Here is a 23,299-nt window from a genome sequence, read left to right as displayed (position 1 = left end):
TGATGCGCCGCGCTCTTCCTTCTCAATGGCAACTGCTGCGCCACGACCATTGGTTACTGGCCTGTCTGACGTGGGTTCCCCTGCTGCTGGCCGGTTCCATCTGGTGGATTTTCTCGGCGGGTATCGCGCAGAACCTACCGATTGGCGTGGTGGATTTGTCGCACAGTCAGCTGTCTCGCCAGTTGGTGCGTGATCTTGACGCGACATCGACGCTGGCGGTCACCCGCCACTATCAAAACGTGGCCCAAGCCAAAGATGATTTAGTGACCAGTGACATCTACGCTTACGTGGTCATTCCGTATCAGTTTGATAAAGCGATTTATCGCGGCGAGCAACCACGCGTCACAACCTTTTACAACAGCCAGTACATTCTGGTGGGCCGCCTGATCAACTCCGCCGTGGTGCAAGTTCAAGGCACACTCAACGCAAAAATTGATGTGGTGAAAACTCTCGCTTCTGGCGACCAAACCACACTCAGCGCGATGGGGCGTTCAGTACCCGTACGCACGCAAATTACAGCACTGTTTAACAAAAACACCAACTACGCCCAGTTTTTGGTGTCGGCCATTGTGCCGGCGTTGTGGCAGATCGTCGTGGTGGTGAGCACCATTTTGATCCTGACGGCCAACTATCGCGAATACGGACTCAACGCATGGTTGGGTAATCGCCCCTTGCGCAATTTAACGCGCACGCTAGCGCCCTACTATCCCATTTTCGTGCTGCAAGGCGGCGCTTTTCTGGTGTGGTTTTATACGGTGCTGGAGTGGCCAATGCATGGCAGCATGATGGTGATGCTGGTCGCACAGCTGCTGACGGCGATCGCCTGCATGATCATGGGCGCCGCGTTCTACTTCCTCACCTTGGATCCCGCGCGAGCCATGAGCTTCGCAGGCGCCTTTACCGCACCGAGCTTTGCGTTTATGGGCATCACCTTTCCAACATCGGATATGGGATCACTGGCGCAAGCGTGGCGTAGCCTGCTGCCTATCAGCCACTACATTGAAGTGCAAGTGAGCCAAGTCAGTTATGGGTTAAGCGCGGTGAAATCACTCGCCCACTTGTGGCCGATGGCGGGATACATTCTCCCGCTGCTGCTAACTGTGGCGCTAATTCGCAAACACCAATGCAAAGAACAGGCTGTAAGGAGTGCCCATGACCCTGCTTGAACTGTGTAAAGCCGAACTGAAAGCACTTTTCACCAATCCGGTCGTCATGTTGACCATGATTGGCGGCGTGGTGTTCTATTCGTTCCTTTATCCACTGCCCTACAGTCACCAGACGCCACGTGAGCAAACCATCAGCGTGGTGAACCTTGATAAAAGTCAGGCCAGCTACCAACTGGAACGCATGGTGGATGCGACACCGCAAGTGCACGTCGTTCAGCGAGATCATTCGATTGAAGACGCCAAACAGGCGTTTCTGGATGGCAAAGTGAGTGGCATCTTGGTGATCCCAGAGCATTTTTACAAAGACTTGCTGCTGGGAAAAAGTCCAACCTTAGCGTACGCCGGTGACGCGTCTTACTTTCTGGTTTACGGCACCATTGTGGAAGGTTTGGCGCAGGTGGGCGGCACGGTTTCAGCCAAAGCCAAAGTCTCTCGCTTGGTGATGGAAGGCGAACCGATGGCGCTGGCCACGCATCACTATGCCGCAACGCAATCAAACCTTAAACCGACGTTTAACGCACGCATGGGCTACGTTGACTACGTGGTGCCTGCGGTGTTTGTGCTGATCCTGCAACAAACGCTGGCGATGTCGTCGGGTTTGATGGTCGGCACACAAAAGCAAGGACGCGGTTATTGGAGCCGAGTGTCGCCGCTGCGGTTGGTTTTGGTGCGAACATGCATCATTGTCGCCTGCTACTACCTGCTCAGCATGTATTACTTCGGCGCCAGTTTCACCTCTCACGGCGTGAACACACTGGCCAGCGCAGGACAACTGCTCACACTGCTGCTGCCCTTTTTGCTCAGCGCTTGCTTTATCGGTATTTGGCTTGGCGCCATCACGCCACGTCGTGAACTGGTGACCTTGGTGGTGCTGATCAGCTCGATGCCGCTGGTCTTTTCTGCGGGCTTTATCTGGCCGATTGAAGCGATCCCCACGCCGTTGGTTTGGATATCGAAGCTATTTCCGAGTACACCGGGGATTCAGGGCTTTTTGGCATTGAACCAGATGGGCGCAGAATGGCGGCAGATCGCGCCACAATGGACGCTGTTATGGCTTCAAACCATCGGTTGGGGTGTTTTGGCATGGTGGCAGTTTCAACGCACAGGTCAAGGTGAGTTAGCGCATCGCGATTAAGCGCTTTATGCCTGCCATTGCTGACGCATGCGTTCAATGGTGGCGGGGTCAACACCATGAATATTCTGGAAATTCCCCCGACAGACTTGAATGACCAATTTGGCGCGATATGTTCGCGCCAGTTTTTTATAGGCACTCATTTCCCAATGACGAACGAACGTGTTCGCCACCACCACGCTATTTCCTTGCGCCAACTCGCGTTCACATGCCTGCTGACACCATTCATGCGCTTTGCCGATCCACTCAGGGCGATAATGGTATTCCCCTTGTGCATTGACAAAAAACATATCTGCTTCCAAATGCACGCCCGGCAAGGTTTTCGCCAGTGTGGATTTACCGGAACCGGGCAAACCGCGAATCAAGGTTAAGGTGAGCGTCATGGTCTGTTTTGAGTAGGAAAATCGTAGCTTTTATACTAACTTAATTTGGCGTTCGCTGCATTTTGCTATCGACAACTTCTAGGAGTTAGGTTATAAGTCTAGAAGTATAGACGTCCAAATGTAACGCTTAGGGAGAAAGCTGTGCCGATTAAGATCCCCGATCAATTGCCTGCAACTGATGTTCTACGCAAAGAAAACATCTTCGTAATGCCTGAATCTCGGGCATCCACGCAAGAAATTCGTCCGCTGAAAGTGCTGATCTTAAATCTGATGCCCAAGAAGATTGAGACAGAAACACAGTTCTTGCGTCTGTTGTCCAATTCACCGCTTCAGGTGGACATTGAATTGCTGCGCATCGACGATCGCCCAAGCAAAAACACCCCAGAAGAGCATCTAAACGAGTTCTATCGCCAATTTGAAATCATTAGTCATCGTAACTTCGATGGCCTGATCATTACTGGCGCGCCTTTAGGTTTAGTGCAATTTGAGGATGTGGTGTATTGGGATCATTTGCAACGCATCATGGAATGGGCCAAAGAGCATGTCACCTCCACACTGTATGTGTGTTGGGCAGCGCAAGCTGGCCTAAAACTGTTGTATAACCTGCCAAAACGCACTCGAGAAGAGAAGTTGTCTGGCGTGTATCACCACGAAACGCTTCAGCCGTTCCATCCGCTGACACGTGGGTTTGATGATACATTCCTTGCACCTCACTCACGTTACGCCGATTTTGAGCCCGGATTTCTGGATACACATACCGATCTGGATATTCTGGCGACATCAGACGAAGCCGGTGTGTATTTGGCATCCACCAAAGACAAACGCAACGTGTTCGTGACCGGGCATCCGGAATACGATTCCCTCACGCTGCACAATGAATACGTTCGTGATGTGGGTGAAGGGCTTGACCCGATGATTCCGGTCAATTACTACCGAAATGATGACCCCTCGCAAACACCACGCGCCAGTTGGCGCAGCCACGGGCATTTGCTGTTTGCAAACTGGCTCAACTACTGCGTTTACCAACAAACGCCGTACGATCTGGAACATTTCAGCGAAGATCGCTTCACCAAAGACGATTAATCAATATTGCCCCGCTCAGGCCGCTCACGCGGCCTTTTTTATGCGCGGTTGGGCGGTTTTATCTCGCTCGCAATCTGCACTCCTTGAGCCGTATGTTTGCCAACTGACTCGCAATGTTTCCCCGCGCAACTGGGCGAAGCGCCTGTCGTGCTTATCATTGTGCCGCAAGCGAAGGAGAGTGCGAATGAAATACCAATGGATGTTGCTAGGCGCAATCAGCCTCACGGGGTGCGTGACGGTTACCGAATCAGACAACCACGATGTAAAAAGCGATCCGGTCGAAATGGCGGAATCACGCATTGCGCTGGGGCTGGGGTATCTAGATAACGGCCGAATGATCAAAGCGCGGGAAAACCTCGAAAAAGCGCTGCAACACGCCCCTCATTATTACCGCGCGCAACTCTCGATGGCCCACTACTTTGAAATCGTCGACGAAACGGATGCCGCTCGCCAAACATACCGCACGGCGCTGCGCGATCATCCGAAGAACGGGAATGTGCTCAATAATTACGGGACATTTCTGTGCAAGCATGGCGAATATCAACAAGCCGACACCTACTTCAACCGCGCTGTCGAACAGCCCTACTACTATCTGATTTCTGCCAGCTATGAGAATGCCGCGTTTTGCGCGCTCAAATCCGGCGACAAAACGAAAGCCGCTTATTATTTCAAACGCGCCATCGACCACGATCCGAATCGCGTTCGCTCCGTATTGCAGCTGTCAAAACTGGAGATCGAACAAGGTGACTTCACCCAAGCTCGAATTAAATTGATGGCATTTCATCAGCGCTATGGCTATCAAAAAGCCTCATTAGAATTGTTGGTGGAACTGGAAAAACAGGCGGGCAATACCGCATTGGAGAAAAAGTATCAGCACATTCTCCTGACACTTTCTCCCTCATGATCAGCGCCGCTTGCCGATGTTGGTTGGGCGGCCATCTTTACCGCCTTTGCGGTCGCGGTAATGGGTTCGACGTAAACGTCGAACCTTTTTAGAACGCTGAATCTTAAGATATTCGCGATATAAGATACGAATAAACAGCACAAGACCGATCAGTAGGATAATCGAGAATACAGAAAGAAACGGTACACATAGCCAATCAGGCTGACATGGTGAATAGATTTCAAAGTCCATGGCCAACCTCCTCTGCTGTTATCTTGTGAATTAGTTTAGCATTTTTCGCTCAGCCACCGCTTGCGTTGTTCGGCATTTTGAAACGTCCATGCCACAAAGCGACTGACTTTCTGTCCTTGTTGCATCTCTACTACTTTTATCGACTGAACGCCAACTTTCTCCAGTTGTTTTTTCAACCAGCGCACATTATCGCTTTTCGAAATCAGGGTCGTGAACCACAAAACCTGTTGCGCAAACAGCTTGCTTTCTACCGCCATGGTTTTCACAAACGCCGCTTCGCCGCCAGGACACCACAACTCAGCTTTCTGACCGCCAAAGTTCAATGTTGGCGCATGCGCACTTGCTTTCGCCGAGACCTCTTGCGCTACCCCTTTCTTACGTTGATTGTCCCGCAAGTTGCGAATTTTTCGTTCTGTGCCTTGCTGCGCTTCCGCCAAAGAAGCATGAAACGGCGGATTACAGGTGGTCACGTCATAGCGTTCATCTTTGCCAATCACGCCACTGAAGATCGCTTTGCTGTTTTTCTGCAGACGACATTCAATGCGCCCTTTCAGCACCGCGTTCCCCTGTGCAATCAGATTGGCCTGCTTGACCGAGATAGGATCCACATCGCTGCCAGTATAGTGCCAGCCGTATTCTGTCACGCCAACAATGGGGTAAATGCAGTTCGCCCCGACACCAATATCAAGCGCTTTGACGCGATGGTGTACAAGCGCTGGACACTCCTCAGCCAATAAATCAGCCACGCGATGAATATAGTCAGCGCGGCCCGGAATCGGCGGACAAAGATAGCCGGCCGGAAGGTCCCAAAACGTGACGCCGTAATGATGCGCCAGTAACGCTTTGTTCAACAGCTTCACGGCCACCGGATCAGAAAATGGAATGCTCCATTCCCCTTTCGGGTTCTTAATGAGGTGGCGTTCTAGCTCTGGCAAAGCTTTACACAATGCTGGGAAATCGTAATTGCCTTTGTGTTGATTTCGCGGATGCAACCCCGCTTTGCCTTTGAGCGACGTGGACGCTTTTTTCTTCGCGCTCGGCGCATTCACCGACTGGCCGCCAGATTGAGGTTTCACGGTTGGTTTTGCGCGGCGCTCAGATGGGCGCACAAACGGACGTGTTGATTTCGACATCGAGTTATTTTCCCGCCTTCAGTTCAAGCACCATCATGTATAAACGAGCATCAAGCTCCAACTGATGATAGTTCGGCTCCATATGACAGCACAGCTGATAAAAGGCTTTGTTGTGTTCTTTTTCGCGTAAATGCGCCAGTTCGTGAACCACCAGCATGCGCAGTAACGGCTCTGGGGCATTTTTGAATGCACTGGCGATACGAATTTCGTTTTTGGCTTTGATTTTGTTGCCGTGTACGCGAGAAACGTAAGTGTGCAGCCCCAACGCATTATTGATGAGATGGATTTTACCGTCGTACACCACTTTGCTCAGCGGCGCGGTCTTTTTCATGTACTGATTCTTGATATCCATCGTGTAGTTGAACAGCGCTTTTTCACTTTGAATGTCATGACGCTGCGGGTAACGCTGCTCAAACCAAGCCACCAGCTTGCCAGACTCGACCAAGCGTTGAACCGGTTCTAGAATGTGAGCAGGATAACCGTGAATGTATTTCAGTACCGAATGCATAACAGGACCACTTTGACAGGCCAAAAATCTAAGGTCGCAAAGTGTAACCGAAACCCGGCTGTGAATCATCCTGCCAATTTGCATCCACTGCCGTTCGCCGTTACACTCTGCGCCTTTCCACACTTCGCGAGCGCCCCATGAAACGAGTTGTTTTGTACGTTAAAGATAAATGCCCACACTGCAAAGATGCCCAGCGCTATCTGGATGCTAAAGGGGTGAAATACCGCCTGTGCAACGCCAAAATGGAACGTGGCCGCAAAGAACTCGATGCGATGGGTGCGCGTAGTGTGCCCGTATTGAAGATTGGCGATCGCATGATGATCGGCTGGAACCCAACCAATTTCGACCGCATTTACAACAGTAAATAATCCTAAACGTACTGTTTGACGAACTCGATGAAGGTGCGATCGGCATTCGATAAATAGCCATCCTTGCGCCAAGCCAGCGCCAAATCGAGCCACACTGGCGGTTCAAACGGAATCGCGGTGACCTCGGGTTCGTTATCGGTCACCAATTCCAACAATGCCGTGATCGCGTATTCATGTTTCACAATGCTGAGGATCATCGGCAGCAAGTTGGTTTCAAACGAGAAATTGGCATTGAATTTGTGCTCTTTGCACACTTTATCGATGAACTCTCGGTGAAAATACCCCGGCTTGAACATCACCAGTTCATGTTCAAAAAACTCATCAAAACGAATCTGCGTGCGCTGCGCCAATTCATGTTCGTTCCCCACCACCGCCACCATTTGCGATGACAACAACGGGTCAATTTCCAGATCCGGTGGGAGGTCGTGGTTGAGAATCACGCCAATATCCAACTCGCCCGACAGCAACATGTGACGAATCGACTGCGACCCCGCTTCGATAATCGTCATCTTGAGGTTCGGGAAATGACTTTTAAATGCCATCACGATTTGTGGAAAGAAGTAAGACCCCATCATGCTCGGCGCACCCAGCCGCACTTCACCTTTGACCAAGCCTTTGAGTTCATCCATCGCCAATTGTGCATCTTCAATTTGCTGCAAGATGCGCGTGGCGTGCTCAAGCAACACCATCCCTTCATGAGTGAGCGTGACTTTGCGCTCATCGCGCTTAAACAGCACCACGCCCAGTTGCTGCTCAAACTTCTTGATTGAAATACTCAGCGCCGGCTGTGCAATGTGCAACGCTTTCGCAGCCTGAGTAAAACTCTCGTTGCGCGCAACCGAAACAAAATGTTTGAGATGACGTGTGTCCATAAGGCTCCAACCCCGTTGTTTAGCCCACTGCTCGGCGTGAACTTCCCCATATATAATTTATATGAGGTCAATATTTTTAATATATTTTATTAATTCACTCGCTGCTGATACTTTGGTCACATCGTTGTATGAGCCGAGTTGAGTTGTCGCCATGATTGAATTAAGCAGCCCCCAATATCGCAAAGTGACCTTTGCCCTCGCCTTCGGGTCATTTTTGGTTTTCTGCAACCTCTATTTGTTCCAGCCGATGCTGCCTTACATGGCGAAACACTTTGCGGTGTCGGAAACACAGATCAACTGGCTGTTCGCAGCATCCACATTGGCCTTGTCTGTCAGTTTGGTGCCTTGGGCGATCAGCTCTGAAGCCATTGGGCGTCGCCGCGTGATGCTGCTCGGCCTGTTTGCCATGCCGATGATCGGCGTGATGATGCTGATCAGCGGCGAATTTTGGGTATTGGTGTTGGCGCGCGCATTCATGGGCGTGGCGCTCGCCGCGTTTGCATCCGTGGCAGTAGCCTATATGGTGGAAGAACTGTCACCACAAGCTTTTAGTAAAGCGATTGGCGGCTATATCGCAGCCAACTCACTGGGCGGGATCAGCGGCCGTATTTTTGGTGGGTTACTAACCGATGCATTGGGGTGGCAGCAAGCTGTGATCGCCATGGCTGGATTCACCTTCATTGGTGCGCTTGTGGTGCTGGCGTGTTTACCCGCTCAAATCAACTTTAAACCGCAACGCGGCATGTTCTTTCATCACAATCGCGCGCTGGTGAAACACCTGTCCAACCGCACCATATGGCTTGCGATGTTGATCGGCGGCGCCAACTTTGCGCTGTTTGTGAACCTGTACTCGGTCATGGGCTTTCGTTTGGTCGCAGAACCTTATTCAATGCCGATTGGCCTCGCATCACTGATTTTCCTGTGCTACTTGGCGGGCACATTGAGCTCAAAATTAACCGCCAACTGGACCAAACGCTACCCACCGATCACTGGCATGGTCGTCGGCGGTGTGCTGAGTATGGCGGGCATGTTGATAGCGTTGGTCGAATCAATCCCATTCATGATGCTAGGCCTGATGCTGATTAGCTTTGGCGCCTTTTTTACTCACACATTGGCCTATGCCTGGGTCAGCCAAAAAGCCACCGAAGCCAAAGCAACGGCCACTGCGCTCTATTTAGTGCACTATTATGTGGGCGGCAGCTTGGGCGGTTTTTATCTGCTCTACTGCTGGCAACATGGCGGTTGGCACATGGTCACCGCGGGCGGCCTCGTCGTGTATGCCGTGCTCTTTACCTTATGCTGGCGATTAAGCCTGCGCCACAAAAGCACCGCCGCCAACAGCACGACCACGGTTTTAAAATCTTCTCATTAAGTTGTGGTATTCTTGCCGCAAAATAGACAACAACGACGACAAGAATATGAGCTCAACGACCAACAATCAGGCCATCGCCGCCAGCGTCAATCAATGGTTAGACGACGTGGTGATCGGCCTGAACCTGTGCCCTTTTGCGGCCAAACCTCAGCGCAATCAGCAGATTAAAATTTACGTCAGCAACGCCACTCGCGAAGAAGAACTGCTGCAAGACATTCTGGATCAGTTGCTGGTACTCGATACCAAAGCACCGCAAGAACTGGAAACCACACTCGTTGTTGTGCCAGATATGCTGCACGATTTCACCGACTACAACTTCTTCATTGATTGGGTGGAAGCGCTCATTCGCCAGCAAGATTGGGAGGGCGTATTCCAAGTTGCGACATTCCACCCCAATTATTATTTTGCCGGAACAGAGCCGGACGATGCTGAAAACCTCACCAATCGCGCGCCGTATCCGATCTTCCATTTGATCCGCGAAGAGAGCATGGAAAAAGTGCTCAAACATTACCCGAATCCGGAAGCGATTCCTGACACAAATATCCAGCGTGTCTCGAGCCTCAGCGACGCAGAACGTCAGGCGCTGTTCCCGTACCTGTTTCGCAAATAAATGACAGCAGCACACGGGGAGAAAAGTAGCGGATGGCCTAAATCTTAATGGGATTTAACCGTTGAAAATGCTACCCTTACGCCATCATTCTTAGTGAGAGAATAAAATGAGCAAATTAACGACAGATATTCAAGCTAACCTTGAATTGTTCATCAAAGAGTCCCAAGAAAACAACCTTGTTTGGGGCCTGCGTAATGAAGAAGGCTGGTTGTCTTGTGAATCGACGGAATTTGAAGAGAGCGAAGTGATGCCATTTTGGTCATCGAAAGAAGACGCGCAATTTCATAACGTCGAAGAGTGGGCCGATTTCGAAGTACTGGAAATCCCGCTGGATATCTTCGTTGAAGATTGGCTGATCACGCTGGACGAAGACGGCGTGCTGGTTGGCATCAACTGGAACGCGAATCTCGATGGGAAAGAACTTGAACCATCAGAACTCGCCAAGCTGTATCTGTAATCGTACCCAATAAGGCGCTCGCAACAGCGCCTTCTTTATTTTCTAACGAATCATCTCCTATTTTTAGCCATCGGACTGAAAGCATGCATTTATCTAAGCTGACGCAAGACATTTACGATCACCTTTACCGCGACATCACTGAATTTCGTAGTACGTTTGACCTACCAGTAGCCGCGCCTGCGAGCTTGGATGGTAAAGCCGATACACTGCACACGTCGCTGGCCATTGAAGAGTTGACCGAACTTGCTGAAGCAGACAACAAAACTGAACAAGCCGATGCGATCGTCGATAGCGTTTACGTGTTAATGGGCCGTTTGGTACACCTCGGTGACACAAACGTCAGCGACAACCTCGCGATCAGCTACCTGATTGATCTGCTGCTGAACGTGGCTGTCAACCGCGGCATTGATTTCCTTCCTTGCTGGGATGAAGTGCACAGCTCAAACATGAGTAAAGTGTGCCGCAACGAGCAAGAATACGCAGAAACCGAAGCGTTCTACGCCAAGCAAGGCATTCATCTGATGGCGGTACAAAAAGGCGATTACATCATCGCAAAATGTGCGCAGGATTTTGTCTCTGAAGGCAAAACCATCCGTCAGGGCAAAGTGCTGAAATCAGTTTACTACCGCCCGGCAGACCTGGCGAAACTGACACAATAAGCGCCGCACCATATCAAGCCCACAAAAAAGCCAGAGCAGACTCTGGCTTTTTTGTGGGCGATGGTTCGGGTGTGTCACGTCAAGATGGTTTGGATGTATCACGTCAAGAGTCAACGACCTGCGTTTCGAAACGACGGTCTTTGTAATAGAACTCTCGGTCGCGCTCGTTAATCTCTCTCACCACGCGGCATGGGTTTCCGACCGCCACGACATTGCTTGGAATGTCTTTGGTCACCACACTACCCGCGCCAATGACCGAGTTCTCCCCAATCGTCACGCCAGGCAAAACCACCGAGTTTGCACCAATCCAAACATTGCTGTTGTTCCTGCGCCAACCCTTCATCGTTGCAGTCGTAAACCTGTTGGCTGTGCATTTTGTGTTTGATATTCATAGCACTCCTCATGACCGTCATGGGTCGTAATGCCGTCCGATGTGTTTAGCGTGGAGAACATGCCACCACCAGACGATGAGACTATCTTTTATCTGATTTTTGTTTGAGTCTTTGTTATGTGACTGTGGCGGACGATTTTTATCGTGCAACCCTTTACAATCCATATGCACTCCGTGCGATAAAATAAAAAGGGAAAAACATGAAAACGCTTATCTACGAAGCTTTGATTAGCCTTGCTAGCCAAGAACCGGAACAACACGCCCAGATTCGCCAAGATCTTTACGAGCAATTGGATTTGCCGTTTGATAAGCAACTGGCGCTGTATTCATGTGCTCTTGGTCCTGCTAGCTCAGGAAAACTTGAGAGTCCTGAAGGCATCAATAACGCTGTGGATCGCGCGGTTAAACTCCTGGAAACACCAGAGCACTAATCGAGTCCACCTCTCATTCACGGCCCAATCCCCCAGGGCCGTTTTTGTATCTGACGTTTCACAATGCCATAGCCCCAATGATTCGAAACCGAATATCCCCCACTTCCAGCGACAACCCTCTTCCCGTTAAAACTTCCAGCGCAAACTCAAGTTATACACCGCTTTTGAAAACCGCTCATGATATTCATGTCGGCGGTGCGGATCTTTGGGTGGAGAGCATCCAATCTTCCTCGTCCGGGTTGATTCTATAACGGCCAGCCTTATCTCGATGCGTTTGCAAACACAATGAGCGAATGATAAGTATTTTCAACTGTGGTACATTAGCGGCACGTGCATGGAAACGAGCAGAAAGAATCAATGAATAGCAAGAAAGCACTGAATAAATTAAAAAAAGCCGTCATCAACGGTCAGCTGACCGGCTCCAAAAAACAACTCCGCGCATTGGAGAAGCAGCCTGGCGCTCATCGCCCGTCGACGCAACATGCCACATCAGGCAACCAACCGAGGCTCACGGAAGAAGTCAAAACGGTTGCAAACCAAGCACTGATGCAAGCGGCGAATGAACTCATCGCGCCGCTCAACCCATTGCTTTCTTGGTTTGGCGGCATCAGCGTGAGTAGCGGCGTGACATCGACATCGCCTCGCAGCAACGTGTCTGCTATCAAACAATCGGCAAATGATGCCTCCCCCATCTTTGCAATCAAATCAGTCGGCCATTTGCCGCTTAAATCCCCACCATGCAAGCGCTGCCCGGCACTCTCAAACGGCATCTGTAAGTGCGCCGCGAAAAAATTTAGTCTCAGTGCGTAAAACGATTCAAATTTGCTCCGCTCGATCAAAAAAGGCCCAACCGATATCGGTTGGGCCTTTTTGTGTCCGCTTGGCACACGTCACGCTAAATTCATCACGGTTCGACTAATCGTCGGCCCCACTAAGCGCGTCAACGCGATGCCCGTTAATCCTTTCACTAAACTCTTTGTGCCCGTCACCATCGCTTTTTCAATAAACGAGGGCGTCTCACTACTTTGTGTCCAATGATGGCTTTCTAATATTTCTAATAGGCTTTCACAATCAAGCTCTGCATGATCAAAACAGATCGCAACAGAACCCGCATATTTTTGATGTTTAATTGAGCGAATTGCGTCAATATCTTTCAACTGATCAATCAACTCGCCCACTTCGTTTGGATTATTTTTAATGTAGTCAGAACGAACCCTAAGCCTCTGATTTGTTTTATGAATATAAGTGTTCATATTAACGCCAACCCAAATGATAACAATTATTATTTTCAACGTTAGCATCAAAATTGATTTAGCGCAAAGCATTTGTAGTTAATTGCCCCTCGCTGCGAATTGTTCGCTGAGATAACAAGAAGTTACCTTATAATTTTTTTATGAAATCGTACGTTGATCAGGCCTTAAAACTAAGAAAATGGGTATCGATTGGCCACCATATCCCAGGAAGAGTAAGACTCAAATACAAGCTTGGTATTGTGGCGCATCTGGCGAAGTTCCGTGCTGGCGACATCGAACAAGCCATCGCTTCGATTCCAGCGTTTAAGCACTATCAGTTGAACAATGTGACGGGCAGTATCCTCATTGAATACGATGCTGCAACCATCAACCCTCAGTCCATTGAGGCATTGTTTTCGGAGTCTGACCAAGTCGCAGAACAGGCGTGTTACGCCATCGCTGAGCAATTAGACCTAAATGGAGAACGGTCATGAGTGACTCATTGAACAATGCAAATCCATACGAAGCCTATGTGAGGGCAATGATGGCGATGCAGCAGGAGATGATGAATGCGTATATGACAAGCATTCAAAACGGCGAGCAGCCCCCGATGATGCCGCCTCAAATGAACATGATGCCCGCGTTCCCCCATCCTGCATTTTGTCATCCTTATCAAATGCCACCGATGGGCACGCCATTTCCCCCGCACATGATGCCGCCACCGCCAAGTTGGCCACATCCGGGCATGACGCAATCCCCTTCTCAACCTCAACACCCACCACAACCGCCTGAAACATCAGAAAGCGATCCATTATTCGAGCAGGCACAAGCGATGCTCGACGGCGCTCTCGGTGAAGAAGCGGGTATGTTTAAAGAGATATTAGGAACTTTCGGTATGAACGATAAAGAGTTTTGGAAAGGCGCTATGGTCGGCGCAGCGGCTGCACTTCTATTAAGCAATGAGAACGTGCGTGGCAAACTCATGGGTTTAGTCTCCGGCGCGGGAGACCTACTTAAATCTGGCGGTTCGAGCGTCAAAGAAGGCGCGGTACATACAGCAAGCGCAGTGAAAGACAATGTGTCGACAGGCAGCGAGATTTTCAAAGACACCTATGCGGCGGGTAAACAAGGCTTCCAAGAGTCCGTGAAGCGACATCAAACCGAGACGCGCGCCGAGGATGCACCGGGGGAAGATACCCAAGGTGACGACAGCCAACGCACGCTCAAAGAACATGAGTAACTCAGCCAATAAACTCAGTTCTGCCAATCGCGCCATGATCGTTGGTGCGATTGCAGGGGGTAGCGCCACCATCGCCAGCCAGTGGAAGGAGCACAAAGCGGGCCATATCGAGACTCAGGATATGGCCGCGAATGCAGCGAAATCAGCGCTAAAAACGGCGGCCATTGCGGGCGTCACCACCTATGTCGCAGAACAAATGGCCGGACGCCCTGCGCTTTCTCTGCTGACCATTCTCAGCGTCGGCGCAGCGGGTCTTTACCTGATGGATCAAGTTTCGGAATCTAAAGATGAACAATAACAACCCCTATTACGGTTACCCTTATTACGGCTATCCTCAACAACCCAACCCAGCGGCCGATCCACAGCAACCGCAACAGACGGCAGAACAACCTTACCAAAAGCAAAACACCAAAACCCATTTTATGATGGGCTTGGCAGCCGGTGCCGCCGTCGCTTACTTGTTGACCAATAAGAAATTTCAACAAGGTGTCGCGACCACAGGTGAAAAAGCGTGGTCAGCTGTTCGAGGTGAAGTTGAAGAGCTAAAAGAGCGCTTGGAAGATACACAAGCCGAGCTGGAATACTACCGTAACTTATGTAAAGGCGAAGAATGATCGCGATTCTGGTCAAGCACCATTTCCCTGGCCGGATCCGTTTCAAAGCACCTGCGCTGAGACATCATCAAGATGTGGGGACTTGGATTGAATCCAGCCTCATGGCTATTCAAGGCATCAGCGCGGTGCGCGTCAACGAATCGGCTCAGTCGGTTGTGGTGGAATATGACACCCAATTGCTGCAAGCAAACATCGTGGAAGCGCGTTTAAACCAACTTGACTTGAACGAAGCGACACAAGAAAAGACCGAACACAAATTTACGCGTGGCGATGTCGCATTAAACGTCATCGGCACCATCGCGGCAGCATTATTGCCCAATAAATGGGGCGCGCTGTCCACGGCAACCTTGATTGCACCGACCCTGTTTGAAGGCATCAACGATCTCCGAGACAAAACGGTTTCGGTGGAAGTGTTGGATGCAATTGCCGTGGGCCTATCAGCCTGGCGCGGGGATTATCGTACGGCGATGATGACGCAAAGTCTCATCAGCTTAGGCGAATATATGGAGCAAAAAACTTGCCGAAATAGCGATCAACTGTTGGCTGATTTAATGCGGCCTCAAGAATCGATCGTATGGCGAGTGGATGGCACAGAGCGCACGCAAGTCAATTCATCAACCTTAACCGTTGGCGATATAATTGAGCTCGCTCCCGGCGTCTCGATTCCGGTCGACGGCACCATCGTCAAAGGTGCGGCGCTGATCAATCAATCTTCGTTGACTGGGGAAAATGTCCCAGTGCGTCGTGAACAAAGCGCTGTCGTGTACTCTGGGACCAGTGTGCATGAAGGCACCATTCAGGTTCGTGTTGACAAAGTGGGTAGCGAAGCCACCACGGCAAAAATTGCCAAGCTGATTTATGATTCGCTCAGTGAAAAGAGTGAAATTCAACAAGTCACGCAAGACATGGCGAACCGCCGCGTGAAAATCACCTTGGGTATTGGGGCGGCCGTATTTGCCTTAACACAAGACTTAAACCGCGTTGCCTCGGTGTTCTTGGTTGACTACTCATGTGCGTTGAAACTCAGCACACCGGTCACATTCAAATCCATCATGTACCGTGCAGCCCAGCAAGGAATCTTGTTCAAGGGCGGCAGTGCGATAGAGAAACTCGTCAACGTCGATACCTGCGTCTTTGACAAAACGGGGACCCTGACGCACGGAGATATGCAAGTCACTGATGTGATTCCATTGTGCGACACCAACTCTGCACGCGACTTACTCGCCATTGCCGCGTCTGTCGAAGAGCACAGCAACCACCCCTTGTCTCAAGCGGTGGTTAACGCAGCGAAACACAACCAACTGCCACATATCGAACACGGCGAAGTTGAGTACGTGATTGCCCATGGTCTCAAAAGCACCATGAATGACCACGAACTGGTGATGGGCAGCCGACACTTCTTAGAAGTGCACGAGCAGGTTGATTTCACGCCCTTTGAGGCGGTGATCGAAAGCTACGAGGCACAAGGCCGCCATTTGGTGTTCATCTCGCATCAAAACCGACTGATTGGCATGATTGGCTTGCGCGATCACCTGCGGGAAGATGCGCGGGACACCTTAAACGCCCTGCGCCAATTTGGGGTCAAAGAGCTGATCATGATCACCGGAGACAGCCAATATAAGGCCAATATTCTCGCAGACGAGTTGAAGTTAGACCGCGTCTTTGCCGAAGCCGTGCCTGCCGAGAAATCCACCATCGTCGAAGCACTTCAATCCGAGGGGCGTACCGTGATGTTTGTGGGGGATGGTGTGAATGATGCGCCCGCACTGACCATTGCAGACGTTGGCATTGCGATGGGACGCGGCACCGAGTTGGCTCGCCAAGTCGCCGATGTCGTGCTCTTGCGCGATCAACTCTACGGGCTTGCTGAAGCGCGAGAGCTGGCCAATATTGCGATGAGCGTGATTAACTCCAACATCAAAATTGCGGAATACGTCAATAGCGGCATCATGTTGGCAGCTGCGCTGGGGTGGCTCAATCCGACGATGAGCGCCCTTCTCCATAACGGGACGACGCTCTCCATTCTCAGCCGTTCTGCGCGCCTCAAGTACAAGTAAGCGCCGCTCGCTCAGTTGACGACGCAGCTGATTCGACAACACGTTCGATGGCGATTTAGAAAAAAAAGGCCACCTTGGGAGCAAGGTGGCTAAGGAGACTATAAAAAGCCTAACAAGAACGAGAATGTATCGATCTTATTAATGCCATTTGCGTGCCAACTTTTGAAATTAATTTAAGTCATTGATTTTAAATAGAAACAATTTTTCAACGCAAAATAGAATGATGACTCCAAAGGGGTAGCCGACCCAAAATTGTGCTCTATGCACCAAAATTAGTCGAAAATTAGGTAAGGTTTACCTTCAACTTCGACGCGCTTCACAGAAGTTTCAAACACTTGAGCCAGATGTTGCTCCGTGAGCACGTTTTGTGGCGTGTCGACGCAGTGCACGATGCCTTGACTCAGCAACAACACTTGATCGGCATGACGCAGAGAACGGTTGAGATCGTGATTGGCCATGATCACCGTGATGCCCTGCTTGGACACCTGCTGAATCAACGCATACAACAGCCCTTCTTGCGCGATATCTAACGGCGCAGCCGGTTCATCGAGAATCAGTAGTTTGGCGTAAGGGTTGAGCGATGGCCAAATTTGCAAACAACTGCCCGCAAGACGCACGCGTTGCCATTCGCCGCCCGATAAATGATGGATGGAACGATGCAGCTTGTCTTTAATGTTGAGCAGCGTGGTGATTTGGCGGATGGCCAAATTGACCTCATCCCCCTTTTCTGCCGCGCAGGCAGGCAACGACAACGCGAGATATTGAAACACATCCAGATTGAATGCGGGCTTTTCGCTCTGCGACAAATAAGCACGATGCAGCGCCAACTCACTCAACGTGGCAGTACGCACATCCACGTCGCCGATCTGAATGTCGCCCTCACTGTCTAAAACGCCCGAAAGCGCGGCCAGTAAGGTGCTTTTGCCACTGCCATTTGGACCAACCACATGCAAGATTTCGCCCGGCTTGCAGGTGAACGACAATGGCAATAGGCGTGATTCGACACGCAAGCTGTTAATGCGAATCATGGCTCTTTACCAACATCCAGATGAAAATAGGCGCGCCGAGCGTGGTGGTCACCACCCCCAGTGGCAGCTCTGCTGAATCCAACGCGAGCCGCGCAATGGTGTCTGCAAAAACCAAGAGCAGTGCGCCACAAATGGCAGACAGTGGCAGCAACATGCGGTTTTCCGTCCCCAGAGCCAAGCGCAGCAAATGCGGTACCACTAAGCCGACAAAACCAATCACGCCACCCAGTGCCACAGCCGCACCTACCAGCACCGACACCGCGAGGATCAGCTTCCAGCGCAGGGCGATCACATCCACCCCCAGCTGTTTGGCGTGGGTTTCACCGAGCATTAATTTATCCAGTGTTCTGCCTTGCATCACCAGCCACACCATCACGGGAATGGCGACAAACGACAACGTGTGTTGATACCAACTTGCCCCACCGATACTGCCCATCAGCCAATACATCAGTTGGCGCAAGCTCAAATCATCACTGAAATAGAATGCCCACGTCACGACCGACCCAGACAAGATCCCCAGCGCCACTCCCACCAACAACAAGCGCGTGGTCGTCAGGTGCATCGCTTTGGCAATTGAAACCAGCAGCAACGTAAATACCAGCGATCCAGCAATCGCCGAGAGCATAAACCCAACTGGGGTCGCGGCGGCTGGAAAGAAAAACAGCAAAATCACCATCGCCACGCTAGCCCCGCCGGAAATGCCGATGATTCCGGGCTCTGCAAGCACGTTCCCAAGCAAGACTTGCAGCGTTGCGCCAGACACCGCCAGCGCGGCACCAATCACAATCGCGGCCAACAAACGAGGCAAACGTAGTTCGACCACCAATTGCTGTTCGAGCGGAGAAAGGGGTGAAAAAGGCGAGATAAAGATTTCACCGACCATCACATAGGCGGCACTAGCCACCCCAAGTAAAACCAACATGATGAGCGCAGCGCGCTGCCAACGGCGCTGTTTTTGTAATAGAAGCTGACTAAAATCCATGCAGTACTCAGGTTAATGATCGGCGCCAGAAAGAAGATTGGCCTAACCATAACGTTAAGCCAATCAAATAGAAAGTGTTAGTTGCCCCGCATCACTGGGGTTGCGCAGACCTTAATCGTAGACCAGTTGATCGTCTTCGTAGCGAGTATCCACGGTGCAGACCATCAACGCTGCGCGCTGACCAATGGCGACATGTCGATTCGGAAACACAATCGCCTCGCCTTCATTTTTCGCCATCAACGGCTTGTCGCCATCGTGACCAAACACTTCGCCATGCATAAACGAAGTGAAGTTTTCGACGTCGTCGTCAAAGCGGAAATCAAAATCGTCATGCAAACGCACAATGGTGCGACTGACACGATACATAATGGTTTTTTTCGACAGGTGTTCACAGGCACTGCGCGCCACCAGATTGTGCAGCGCCAAATCAAAGGCCACCAGACGTTTGAGGTTGTTTTCACCCAGACGAGCCACCTGCCCCAGTTCCATCGTTAACGCTTGGGCACCAAAGTGCTCGGCGCTATACCAACTAAATGTGCTCGAAGGCGCGTTGGACAGCATCACCGCTTCCACGTGTGCCGCTTCAACAAAATCCATCAGCGCGTGGCTGCGCACAGCGTGACGCGCTTTGGGGCTGACGGCGAATGAATAATGTTTGGATTGGCGAATCGCGCAATGCAGATCCAGATGCCAACGCGACAACATCGGCGTTTCTGCATAGAAGTCTTGCACATGAATTTTAAGCCGGTCGGCAATCGCCAGCTCTTCACTCGAATCGTGAGGCTTGTCATCAAACAGGCGATTCAGGTTCACATCGATAAAGCGAGTATGTTGATTGGTCGCTTTCGGATGCGCAATGATCAGCAGCAAGCGTTCTTGAACCAGTTGGAAGCCAGAAATGATGTCATCCACCAGCTTATCCACCAACTCCATCGGCGCCGTTTCGTCACCATGAATACCACAGGAAATGACAATATGACGGGTTGATTCGTCCTGCGCCGCTGGCAGCACTTCTAACACACCGCGATCGTGCAATTTCAGTGTGATACCCGCTGCGGTTTGTATTTCTCCGCGCGTCACAGATTGCTCGAGATCTAAACTGTCAAAAAGAAAAGATTGGCGAAAGAGGGACTTCGTCATGCGCTACTCCTTTATTGCACAGCGGCTATGTTAAAGAATTGTACTGCCAAATTATGTTGGAACGATCCCACTTATCAAGACCGGTCCAACCCAACTCACAAGGGAAATATTTGCCGTACGACACCCTTTAACTCACGCGCCCACCATCATGTTTAAGTACTGATGTTTCAAGTACTGATGGATGAATCGATAACTAACGGCGGATTCTACCACTAACCACTTCAGATACTCTATATTCAATTAGTTCAGTGGCTTATCTTTGAGTTCAATTCCGATGTTCCTCACACTCACAAACGGCGTCGGCGCGGGGAAAATGTCCAATTGCGTCAACGTTTGATTGCCAATGGCCAACGACGAATACCAACGCGGATTGCGCCAATCGGTGTGCAGCACATGCGCCAGTAACAAACGAATCGTGCCACCATGCGTGATGATCAAGGTGTTATCCGGGCATGACGGCAACCTGCGCTGCCACGCTTGCGTGACGCGCTGATAGCAATCCGCCAACCGTTCTGCGCCGGGCAATGGCTGTTCTGCCGGAGACTGCCAAAATGCTTCAAGCATCGCCCAATGAGGCGCCAACGCGTCAAAGGGTTGTCCGTCGAACTCGCCAAAATGCATTTCACGAAAATCGGATTCAATTGCCACCGTCAGCGATGGGTTGAGCGCTTGCAGTTTGTGCGCTAAATCGGCGCAGCGACGCAGCGGAGAGGTGATGATGTACGTAAAGCCGTGCGAGTTGAGTAACTGCGCCAGTTCATCTTGCACTTCATCAGCCACTGCAATATCGGTTGAACCGTTGAGCGCGGCTGGCCCCAGTGTTTTGGCGTGTCGCAACAAAAAGACGCGCTTCATCGTTATCTCTTGATTCATCGCTGGCTCTTGATTCATGGGCTCCTCTTGAGTCATCGGCTTCCCTTGATTCATAGATTCCCCTTGAGCGCCAGCGGCAAGCCCGCCGCAATGAGCGTCACGCTGTCGGCGTGTCGTGCAATCGCTTGATTCATCCACCCCGCGTGATCAACAAACAAACGCGACACTTCCCCCATCGGCACCACCCCAAGGCCAACTTCGTTTGAGACGAGCAGCACCGTGGCTTGCGTTTCAACCAACGCGTCTGTCAGCGCGGTAACACGTGCTTCAATCGCCTGCGCATCAAGCGTTTCACCATGGTTATAAATCACGTTGTTGAGCCACAACGTGAGGCAATCGACCAACACCACATCGCGACGTGTGAATTGAGCCAAGGTTTCCGCCAGCGCGATGGGCGCTTCGTGTTCACACCACGCATCGCCGCGCTGCGCCTGATGATGCAAAATGCGTTGCTGCATTTCGTCATCAAACGCAATCGCCGTTGCAACATAATGGCGTTGACTCGCGCCAAACGCAGCAAACTGCTTCGCTTTTTGTTCCGCAAAACTCGATTTACCGCTGCGCGCGCCCCCCAAGATCAAATGAATGCTCATCCCACCAGCCCTCCGCTAACCGCAATGCCAGTATGCAGGTAAGCCAGCAGCAACAAGTAGAGACTCAGTTCGACAATTTGTTGCGTGCCGCCCAAACAGTCGCCAGTAAAACCGCCCAAGCGTTTCATCAGCCACTGTTTGAGCGCAACGCGAATGACCACGCACAGCGCAATGGCGCCCACCCAAACGTAGGCGCTGAACCAAAGACAAGGAATTAGCCCCGTCACCAATAAGATCAGTAATTCATGGCGGCTTTGACGACTCGCCAGCGGCTTGGACTTGCTGCTATCGGGGTCAGAAACATAAGGCATGTCATAAATCAGTGAAGCTGCGACCGCGCGGCTTAGGGTATAACCCAGCAACCAAACGCTCACAAGCGACATCTGCTCCGCCAATGCACTCAAAAACAGAAATTTACCCAGCAGCGCCATCACCAGTGCCGACGCACCATACGTACCAATGCGGCTGTCTTTCATGATGATCAAGCGACGCTCGACGGTCATGCCACCGCCGATGCCATCTGCCATGTCCGTTAAGCCATCTTCATGAAACGCTCCAGTCAGCAGCAAGCTCACAACCATGGTCAAAAAAACGCTGATCGCCGGCGAAAACAGATGACCCAACAGCACGTACACCAGCGCGCAAATGCCGCCCAATAACACGCCCACCAGCGCAAAATAACGGCCCGCTTGATTCATGCGCTCACTGCTATAGGGCAACGACGCTGGTACCGGCAAGCGTGAGAAAAAGCTCACCGCCAGTAAAAAGAGTTGCCATTGATACAAAAGCGCCGCAGGCATTACACCGTCACTCCCGCTTCGGCAAAGCTTGCCATGGTGTTATAAAACTCCGCCGCAGCGCGCAGCAGCGGGACGGCCAAGACCGCGCCGGTTCCTTCGCCAAGGCGCAATCCCAAATCCAGCAGCGGCTCGGCATCTAACAAATCCAGAACCGCGCGATGACCCGATTCGTGTGAGCGATGCGCAAAAATCATAACATCACGCGCCTTCGGCTCCAGCAATGTGGCCATATACGCTGCGACCGTCACGATAAAACCATCGACCAGCACAGGCGTATTACGGCGTGATGCGCCCAAGAACGCGCCCACCATTTGGACGATTTCAAAGCCGCCCACTTCCGCCAATATAGCTTCCACATCAAGGCCGTCGCAGCGCGCAACCGCCTGCGCCACCAACTGACGTTTTTTCTCAAACTGCTGCTCAGAAATCCCGGTTCCCATCCCCACACATTGCTCAGCAGACAACCCACTCAGCGCAGCCAGCAACGCCGCCGCACTGCTGGTATTGGCAATCCCCATCTCACCAAACATCACCAGATTGGACCCGCCATCAATGACGCGTTCGGTCAGAGCCTGCCCCAGCGCCAGCCCTTGCGTGACCTGCTCAGCGCTCATTGCCGCCTGATGGGCAAAGTTTTCGGTGCGCTCCCCTAAACGCTGCACCACGAAGTCCGGATGTTGCGCGTCGATGGGCAGCAGAATACCGGTATCCACTACTTTCATTGCCACTTGGTTGGCACGACAAAAACAGTTGATGGCGGCACCACCAGCGAGGAAGTTGAGCACCATTTGCTGCGTCACCGCACTCGGCGCAATGCTGACGCCTTCATCGGCGATGCCATGGTCGCCCGCAAACACCAACACCGTTGGCTGCTCTATCGCAATGTGCGTGACGGCGCTGCTTTGGCCTTGGCTTTGAATCAAAGCCAATTGATAAGCCACCTGCTCCAGTTGTCCTAAAGCACCAAGCGGCTTGGTTTTTTGGTCGATACGCTGCGTGATGGCATCGTGGAATGAACGGTCTAACATGAAAATGTCCTG

General features: G+C 51.4%; 30 protein-coding genes and 1 pseudogene. 16 read left to right on the top strand and 15 right to left on the bottom strand.

Features of this window, described 5'->3' with window-relative positions; all coding sequences use genetic code 11:
* Positions 1 to 2: 2 nt before the first annotated feature.
* Positions 3 to 1,166 carry an ABC transporter permease gene (locus tag ACF8PK_RS08830; RefSeq protein WP_392440811.1) on the top strand — a complete coding sequence of 388 codons (1,164 nt, stop codon included), beginning with the start codon at positions 3 to 5 and terminating at the stop codon, positions 1,164 to 1,166.
* Positions 1,153 to 2,301 (top strand): ABC transporter permease, encoded by a 1,149-nt coding sequence (locus ACF8PK_RS08825; RefSeq protein ID WP_392440808.1) that lies wholly within the window; start codon positions 1,153 to 1,155, stop codon positions 2,299 to 2,301. The genes ACF8PK_RS08830 and ACF8PK_RS08825 overlap by 14 nt, the downstream gene beginning before the upstream one ends.
* Positions 2,302 to 2,306: 5 nt before the next feature.
* Here ACF8PK_RS08825 and ACF8PK_RS08820 read toward each other — a convergent pair whose 3' ends face one another.
* A complete protein-coding gene (locus ACF8PK_RS08820; RefSeq protein ID WP_004726142.1) occupies positions 2,307 to 2,681 on the bottom strand; it encodes an ATP-binding protein in 375 nt (124 codons plus the stop codon).
* 141 nt (positions 2,682 to 2,822) lie between these two features.
* Between ACF8PK_RS08820 and metA the strand changes: the two genes are divergently transcribed.
* Positions 2,823 to 3,764, top strand: coding sequence for a homoserine O-succinyltransferase (gene metA / locus ACF8PK_RS08815; RefSeq protein WP_004726143.1), 942 nt, complete (start codon positions 2,823 to 2,825; stop codon positions 3,762 to 3,764).
* A gap of 184 nt (positions 3,765 to 3,948) precedes the next feature.
* Complete coding sequence (gene pilW, locus ACF8PK_RS08810) at positions 3,949 to 4,668, top strand: type IV pilus biogenesis/stability protein PilW (protein WP_392440805.1); 720 nt, start codon at positions 3,949 to 3,951, stop codon at positions 4,666 to 4,668.
* On the opposite strand, the gene ACF8PK_RS08805 is transcribed toward pilW, so the two are convergent.
* From ACF8PK_RS08805 to ACF8PK_RS08795, 3 genes are read right to left on the bottom strand one after another with little or no spacing between them, the layout of a single operon-like run.
* Positions 4,669 to 4,899 (bottom strand): hypothetical protein, encoded by a 231-nt coding sequence (locus ACF8PK_RS08805; RefSeq protein WP_004726145.1) that lies wholly within the window; start codon positions 4,897 to 4,899, stop codon positions 4,669 to 4,671.
* Positions 4,900 to 4,934: 35 nt separating this feature from the next.
* A complete protein-coding gene (gene rlmF, locus ACF8PK_RS08800; protein ID WP_392440802.1) occupies positions 4,935 to 6,032 on the bottom strand; it encodes a 23S rRNA (adenine(1618)-N(6))-methyltransferase RlmF in 1,098 nt (365 codons plus the stop codon).
* A 4-nt stretch (positions 6,033 to 6,036) separates the two neighbouring features.
* Positions 6,037 to 6,540: a M48 family metallopeptidase gene (locus ACF8PK_RS08795; RefSeq protein ID WP_004726148.1), complete on the bottom strand. Its 504-nt coding sequence runs from the start codon at positions 6,538 to 6,540 to the stop codon at positions 6,037 to 6,039.
* Positions 6,541 to 6,677: 137 nt separating this feature from the next.
* On the opposite strand from ACF8PK_RS08795, the gene ACF8PK_RS08790 reads away from it, so the two are divergent.
* Complete coding sequence (locus ACF8PK_RS08790; RefSeq protein ID WP_038151225.1) at positions 6,678 to 6,908, top strand: glutaredoxin family protein; 231 nt, start codon at positions 6,678 to 6,680, stop codon at positions 6,906 to 6,908.
* A gap of 2 nt (positions 6,909 to 6,910) precedes the next feature.
* On the opposite strand, the gene ACF8PK_RS08785 is transcribed toward ACF8PK_RS08790, so the two are convergent.
* Positions 6,911 to 7,780 carry a LysR family transcriptional regulator gene (locus tag ACF8PK_RS08785; protein WP_004726150.1) on the bottom strand — a complete coding sequence of 290 codons (870 nt, stop codon included), beginning with the start codon at positions 7,778 to 7,780 and terminating at the stop codon, positions 6,911 to 6,913.
* Positions 7,781 to 7,931: 151 nt separating this feature from the next.
* Between ACF8PK_RS08785 and ACF8PK_RS08780 the strand changes: the two genes are divergently transcribed.
* The 4 genes from ACF8PK_RS08780 to ACF8PK_RS08765 all read left to right on the top strand — a co-directional run bounded on the left by ACF8PK_RS08780 (position 7,932) and on the right by ACF8PK_RS08765 (position 10,878).
* A complete protein-coding gene (locus tag ACF8PK_RS08780) occupies positions 7,932 to 9,152 on the top strand; it encodes an MFS transporter (protein WP_004726151.1) in 1,221 nt (406 codons plus the stop codon).
* A 46-nt stretch (positions 9,153 to 9,198) separates the two neighbouring features.
* Positions 9,199 to 9,762, top strand: a complete 564-nt coding sequence (locus tag ACF8PK_RS08775; RefSeq protein ID WP_392440798.1) for a DUF1415 domain-containing protein — start codon at positions 9,199 to 9,201, stop codon at positions 9,760 to 9,762.
* A 106-nt stretch (positions 9,763 to 9,868) separates the two neighbouring features.
* Positions 9,869 to 10,219, top strand: a complete 351-nt coding sequence (locus ACF8PK_RS08770) for a DUF2750 domain-containing protein (protein ID WP_004726153.1) — start codon at positions 9,869 to 9,871, stop codon at positions 10,217 to 10,219.
* Positions 10,220 to 10,302: 83 nt separating this feature from the next.
* On the top strand, positions 10,303 to 10,878 hold the full coding sequence (locus ACF8PK_RS08765; RefSeq protein WP_392440796.1) for a nucleoside triphosphate pyrophosphohydrolase family protein: 576 nt from the start codon (positions 10,303 to 10,305) through the stop codon (positions 10,876 to 10,878).
* A gap of 103 nt (positions 10,879 to 10,981) precedes the next feature.
* Here the strand turns inward: ACF8PK_RS08765 and ACF8PK_RS08760 are convergent.
* Positions 10,982 to 11,194: pseudogene (locus ACF8PK_RS08760) on the bottom strand (DapH/DapD/GlmU-related protein); the annotation flags it as partial.
* Positions 11,118 to 11,282, bottom strand: coding sequence for a maltose acetyltransferase domain-containing protein (locus ACF8PK_RS08755; protein ID WP_392440794.1), 165 nt, complete (start codon positions 11,280 to 11,282; stop codon positions 11,118 to 11,120). The gene ACF8PK_RS08755 and the pseudogene ACF8PK_RS08760, both read right to left, overlap by 77 nt.
* 187 nt (positions 11,283 to 11,469) lie before the next feature.
* Here ACF8PK_RS08755 and ACF8PK_RS08750 point away from each other — a divergent pair, with 187 nt between their 5' ends.
* A complete protein-coding gene (locus tag ACF8PK_RS08750) occupies positions 11,470 to 11,700 on the top strand; it encodes a PAS factor family protein (RefSeq protein ID WP_004726165.1) in 231 nt (76 codons plus the stop codon).
* A gap of 357 nt (positions 11,701 to 12,057) precedes the next feature.
* Entirely contained in the window at positions 12,058 to 12,510 is a 453-nt protein-coding gene (locus ACF8PK_RS08745; protein WP_392440792.1) for a hypothetical protein, read from the top strand.
* A gap of 80 nt (positions 12,511 to 12,590) precedes the next feature.
* On the opposite strand, the gene ACF8PK_RS08740 is transcribed toward ACF8PK_RS08745, so the two are convergent.
* Positions 12,591 to 12,953 carry an HMA2 domain-containing protein gene (locus ACF8PK_RS08740; protein ID WP_014205206.1) on the bottom strand — a complete coding sequence of 121 codons (363 nt, stop codon included), beginning with the start codon at positions 12,951 to 12,953 and terminating at the stop codon, positions 12,591 to 12,593.
* Between the two features lie 140 nt (positions 12,954 to 13,093).
* Here ACF8PK_RS08740 and ACF8PK_RS08735 point away from each other — a divergent pair, with 140 nt between their 5' ends.
* Genes ACF8PK_RS08735 through ACF8PK_RS08715 form a run of 5 tightly spaced genes read left to right on the top strand, consistent with a single transcriptional unit; the run spans position 13,094 to position 16,843 of the window.
* On the top strand, positions 13,094 to 13,426 hold the full coding sequence (locus ACF8PK_RS08735; protein WP_172475405.1) for an HMA2 domain-containing protein: 333 nt from the start codon (positions 13,094 to 13,096) through the stop codon (positions 13,424 to 13,426).
* The gene (locus tag ACF8PK_RS08730) at positions 13,423 to 14,172 is read left to right on the top strand and encodes a YtxH domain-containing protein (protein WP_143679090.1); all 750 of its coding nucleotides are present in this window, start codon (positions 13,423 to 13,425) and stop codon (positions 14,170 to 14,172) included. Before ACF8PK_RS08735 ends, ACF8PK_RS08730 begins: the two co-directional genes overlap by 4 nt.
* A complete protein-coding gene (locus ACF8PK_RS08725) occupies positions 14,165 to 14,470 on the top strand; it encodes a magnetosome protein MamC (protein WP_004726182.1) in 306 nt (101 codons plus the stop codon). The genes ACF8PK_RS08730 and ACF8PK_RS08725 overlap by 8 nt, the downstream gene beginning before the upstream one ends.
* Entirely contained in the window at positions 14,460 to 14,786 is a 327-nt protein-coding gene (locus ACF8PK_RS08720) for a YtxH domain-containing protein (RefSeq protein WP_055466748.1), read from the top strand. The genes ACF8PK_RS08725 and ACF8PK_RS08720 overlap by 11 nt, the downstream gene beginning before the upstream one ends.
* Positions 14,783 to 16,843: a heavy metal translocating P-type ATPase gene (locus ACF8PK_RS08715; RefSeq protein WP_143679091.1), complete on the top strand. Its 2,061-nt coding sequence runs from the start codon at positions 14,783 to 14,785 to the stop codon at positions 16,841 to 16,843. The genes ACF8PK_RS08720 and ACF8PK_RS08715 overlap by 4 nt, the downstream gene beginning before the upstream one ends.
* A 272-nt stretch (positions 16,844 to 17,115) precedes the next feature.
* Here ACF8PK_RS08715 and btuD read toward each other — a convergent pair whose 3' ends face one another.
* The 7 genes from btuD to cobT form a co-directional block, all read right to left on the bottom strand.
* Positions 17,116 to 17,871: a vitamin B12 ABC transporter ATP-binding protein BtuD gene (btuD, locus tag ACF8PK_RS08710; RefSeq protein ID WP_055466750.1), complete on the bottom strand. Its 756-nt coding sequence runs from the start codon at positions 17,869 to 17,871 to the stop codon at positions 17,116 to 17,118.
* Entirely contained in the window at positions 17,858 to 18,853 is a 996-nt protein-coding gene (btuC, locus tag ACF8PK_RS08705; RefSeq protein ID WP_154181081.1) for a vitamin B12 ABC transporter permease BtuC, read from the bottom strand. The genes btuD and btuC overlap by 14 nt, the downstream gene beginning before the upstream one ends.
* A 111-nt stretch (positions 18,854 to 18,964) precedes the next feature.
* On the bottom strand, positions 18,965 to 19,993 hold the full coding sequence (locus ACF8PK_RS08700) for a succinylglutamate desuccinylase (RefSeq protein WP_392440787.1): 1,029 nt from the start codon (positions 19,991 to 19,993) through the stop codon (positions 18,965 to 18,967).
* A 240-nt stretch (positions 19,994 to 20,233) separates the two neighbouring features.
* On the bottom strand, positions 20,234 to 20,848 hold the full coding sequence (locus ACF8PK_RS08695) for a histidine phosphatase family protein (RefSeq protein ID WP_392440967.1): 615 nt from the start codon (positions 20,846 to 20,848) through the stop codon (positions 20,234 to 20,236).
* A gap of 68 nt (positions 20,849 to 20,916) precedes the next feature.
* Positions 20,917 to 21,459, bottom strand: a complete 543-nt coding sequence (gene cobU / locus ACF8PK_RS08690) for a bifunctional adenosylcobinamide kinase/adenosylcobinamide-phosphate guanylyltransferase (protein ID WP_014205214.1) — start codon at positions 21,457 to 21,459, stop codon at positions 20,917 to 20,919.
* Positions 21,456 to 22,259 carry an adenosylcobinamide-GDP ribazoletransferase gene (locus ACF8PK_RS08685; protein ID WP_392440785.1) on the bottom strand — a complete coding sequence of 268 codons (804 nt, stop codon included), beginning with the start codon at positions 22,257 to 22,259 and terminating at the stop codon, positions 21,456 to 21,458. Before ACF8PK_RS08685 ends, cobU begins: the two co-directional genes overlap by 4 nt.
* The gene (gene cobT / locus ACF8PK_RS08680) at positions 22,259 to 23,287 is read right to left on the bottom strand and encodes a nicotinate-nucleotide--dimethylbenzimidazole phosphoribosyltransferase (RefSeq protein ID WP_392440783.1); all 1,029 of its coding nucleotides are present in this window, start codon (positions 23,285 to 23,287) and stop codon (positions 22,259 to 22,261) included. Before cobT ends, ACF8PK_RS08685 begins: the two co-directional genes overlap by 1 nt.
* Between the last annotated feature and the right edge of the window lie 12 nt (positions 23,288 to 23,299).

This window comes from Vibrio sp. CJQ_6 (assembly GCF_043106745.1).
Lineage (GTDB): Bacteria > Pseudomonadota > Gammaproteobacteria > Enterobacterales > Vibrionaceae > Vibrio > Vibrio furnissii.
The sequence above is the reverse complement of the archived record's forward strand: the minus strand, read 5'-3'. Positions and strand labels throughout refer to the sequence as shown.

Excerpts from the sequence above, each read along its gene's own strand:
- ACF8PK_RS08770 (WP_004726153.1), top strand. The coding sequence starts at position 9,869 with ATGAGCAAATTAACGACAGATATTCAAGCTAACCTTGAATTGTTCATC.
- ACF8PK_RS08820 (WP_004726142.1), bottom strand. The coding sequence starts at position 2,681 with ATGACGCTCACCTTAACCTTGATTCGCGGTTTGCCCGGTTCCGGTAAA.
- ACF8PK_RS08765 (WP_392440796.1), top strand. The coding sequence starts at position 10,303 with ATGCATTTATCTAAGCTGACGCAAGACATTTACGATCACCTTTACCGC.
- pilW (WP_392440805.1), top strand. The coding sequence starts at position 3,949 with ATGAAATACCAATGGATGTTGCTAGGCGCAATCAGCCTCACGGGGTGC.
- ACF8PK_RS08735 (WP_172475405.1), top strand. The coding sequence starts at position 13,094 with ATGAAATCGTACGTTGATCAGGCCTTAAAACTAAGAAAATGGGTATCG.
- ACF8PK_RS08700 (WP_392440787.1), bottom strand. The coding sequence starts at position 19,993 with ATGACGAAGTCCCTCTTTCGCCAATCTTTTCTTTTTGACAGTTTAGAT.
- ACF8PK_RS08825 (WP_392440808.1), top strand. The coding sequence starts at position 1,153 with ATGACCCTGCTTGAACTGTGTAAAGCCGAACTGAAAGCACTTTTCACC.
- btuD (WP_055466750.1), bottom strand. The coding sequence starts at position 17,871 with ATGATTCGCATTAACAGCTTGCGTGTCGAATCACGCCTATTGCCATTG.
- cobT (WP_392440783.1), bottom strand. The coding sequence starts at position 23,287 with ATGTTAGACCGTTCATTCCACGATGCCATCACGCAGCGTATCGACCAA.
- ACF8PK_RS08730 (WP_143679090.1), top strand. The coding sequence starts at position 13,423 with ATGAGTGACTCATTGAACAATGCAAATCCATACGAAGCCTATGTGAGG.
- ACF8PK_RS08795 (WP_004726148.1), bottom strand. The coding sequence starts at position 6,540 with ATGCATTCGGTACTGAAATACATTCACGGTTATCCTGCTCACATTCTA.
- ACF8PK_RS08830 (WP_392440811.1), top strand. The coding sequence starts at position 3 with ATGCGCCGCGCTCTTCCTTCTCAATGGCAACTGCTGCGCCACGACCAT.
- ACF8PK_RS08750 (WP_004726165.1), top strand. The coding sequence starts at position 11,470 with ATGAAAACGCTTATCTACGAAGCTTTGATTAGCCTTGCTAGCCAAGAA.
- ACF8PK_RS08790 (WP_038151225.1), top strand. The coding sequence starts at position 6,678 with ATGAAACGAGTTGTTTTGTACGTTAAAGATAAATGCCCACACTGCAAA.
- ACF8PK_RS08785 (WP_004726150.1), bottom strand. The coding sequence starts at position 7,780 with ATGGACACACGTCATCTCAAACATTTTGTTTCGGTTGCGCGCAACGAG.
- ACF8PK_RS08720 (WP_055466748.1), top strand. The coding sequence starts at position 14,460 with ATGAACAATAACAACCCCTATTACGGTTACCCTTATTACGGCTATCCT.
- rlmF (WP_392440802.1), bottom strand. The coding sequence starts at position 6,032 with ATGTCGAAATCAACACGTCCGTTTGTGCGCCCATCTGAGCGCCGCGCA.
- ACF8PK_RS08805 (WP_004726145.1), bottom strand. The coding sequence starts at position 4,899 with ATGGACTTTGAAATCTATTCACCATGTCAGCCTGATTGGCTATGTGTA.
- ACF8PK_RS08755 (WP_392440794.1), bottom strand. The coding sequence starts at position 11,282 with ATGAGGAGTGCTATGAATATCAAACACAAAATGCACAGCCAACAGGTT.
- ACF8PK_RS08775 (WP_392440798.1), top strand. The coding sequence starts at position 9,199 with ATGAGCTCAACGACCAACAATCAGGCCATCGCCGCCAGCGTCAATCAA.
- ACF8PK_RS08685 (WP_392440785.1), bottom strand. The coding sequence starts at position 22,259 with ATGCCTGCGGCGCTTTTGTATCAATGGCAACTCTTTTTACTGGCGGTG.
- ACF8PK_RS08695 (WP_392440967.1), bottom strand. The coding sequence starts at position 20,848 with ATGAAGCGCGTCTTTTTGTTGCGACACGCCAAAACACTGGGGCCAGCC.
- ACF8PK_RS08725 (WP_004726182.1), top strand. The coding sequence starts at position 14,165 with ATGAGTAACTCAGCCAATAAACTCAGTTCTGCCAATCGCGCCATGATC.
- btuC (WP_154181081.1), bottom strand. The coding sequence starts at position 18,853 with ATGGATTTTAGTCAGCTTCTATTACAAAAACAGCGCCGTTGGCAGCGC.
- ACF8PK_RS08745 (WP_392440792.1), top strand. The coding sequence starts at position 12,058 with ATGAATAGCAAGAAAGCACTGAATAAATTAAAAAAAGCCGTCATCAAC.
- ACF8PK_RS08740 (WP_014205206.1), bottom strand. The coding sequence starts at position 12,953 with ATGAACACTTATATTCATAAAACAAATCAGAGGCTTAGGGTTCGTTCT.
- ACF8PK_RS08715 (WP_143679091.1), top strand. The coding sequence starts at position 14,783 with ATGATCGCGATTCTGGTCAAGCACCATTTCCCTGGCCGGATCCGTTTC.
- ACF8PK_RS08780 (WP_004726151.1), top strand. The coding sequence starts at position 7,932 with ATGATTGAATTAAGCAGCCCCCAATATCGCAAAGTGACCTTTGCCCTC.
- cobU (WP_014205214.1), bottom strand. The coding sequence starts at position 21,459 with ATGAGCATTCATTTGATCTTGGGGGGCGCGCGCAGCGGTAAATCGAGT.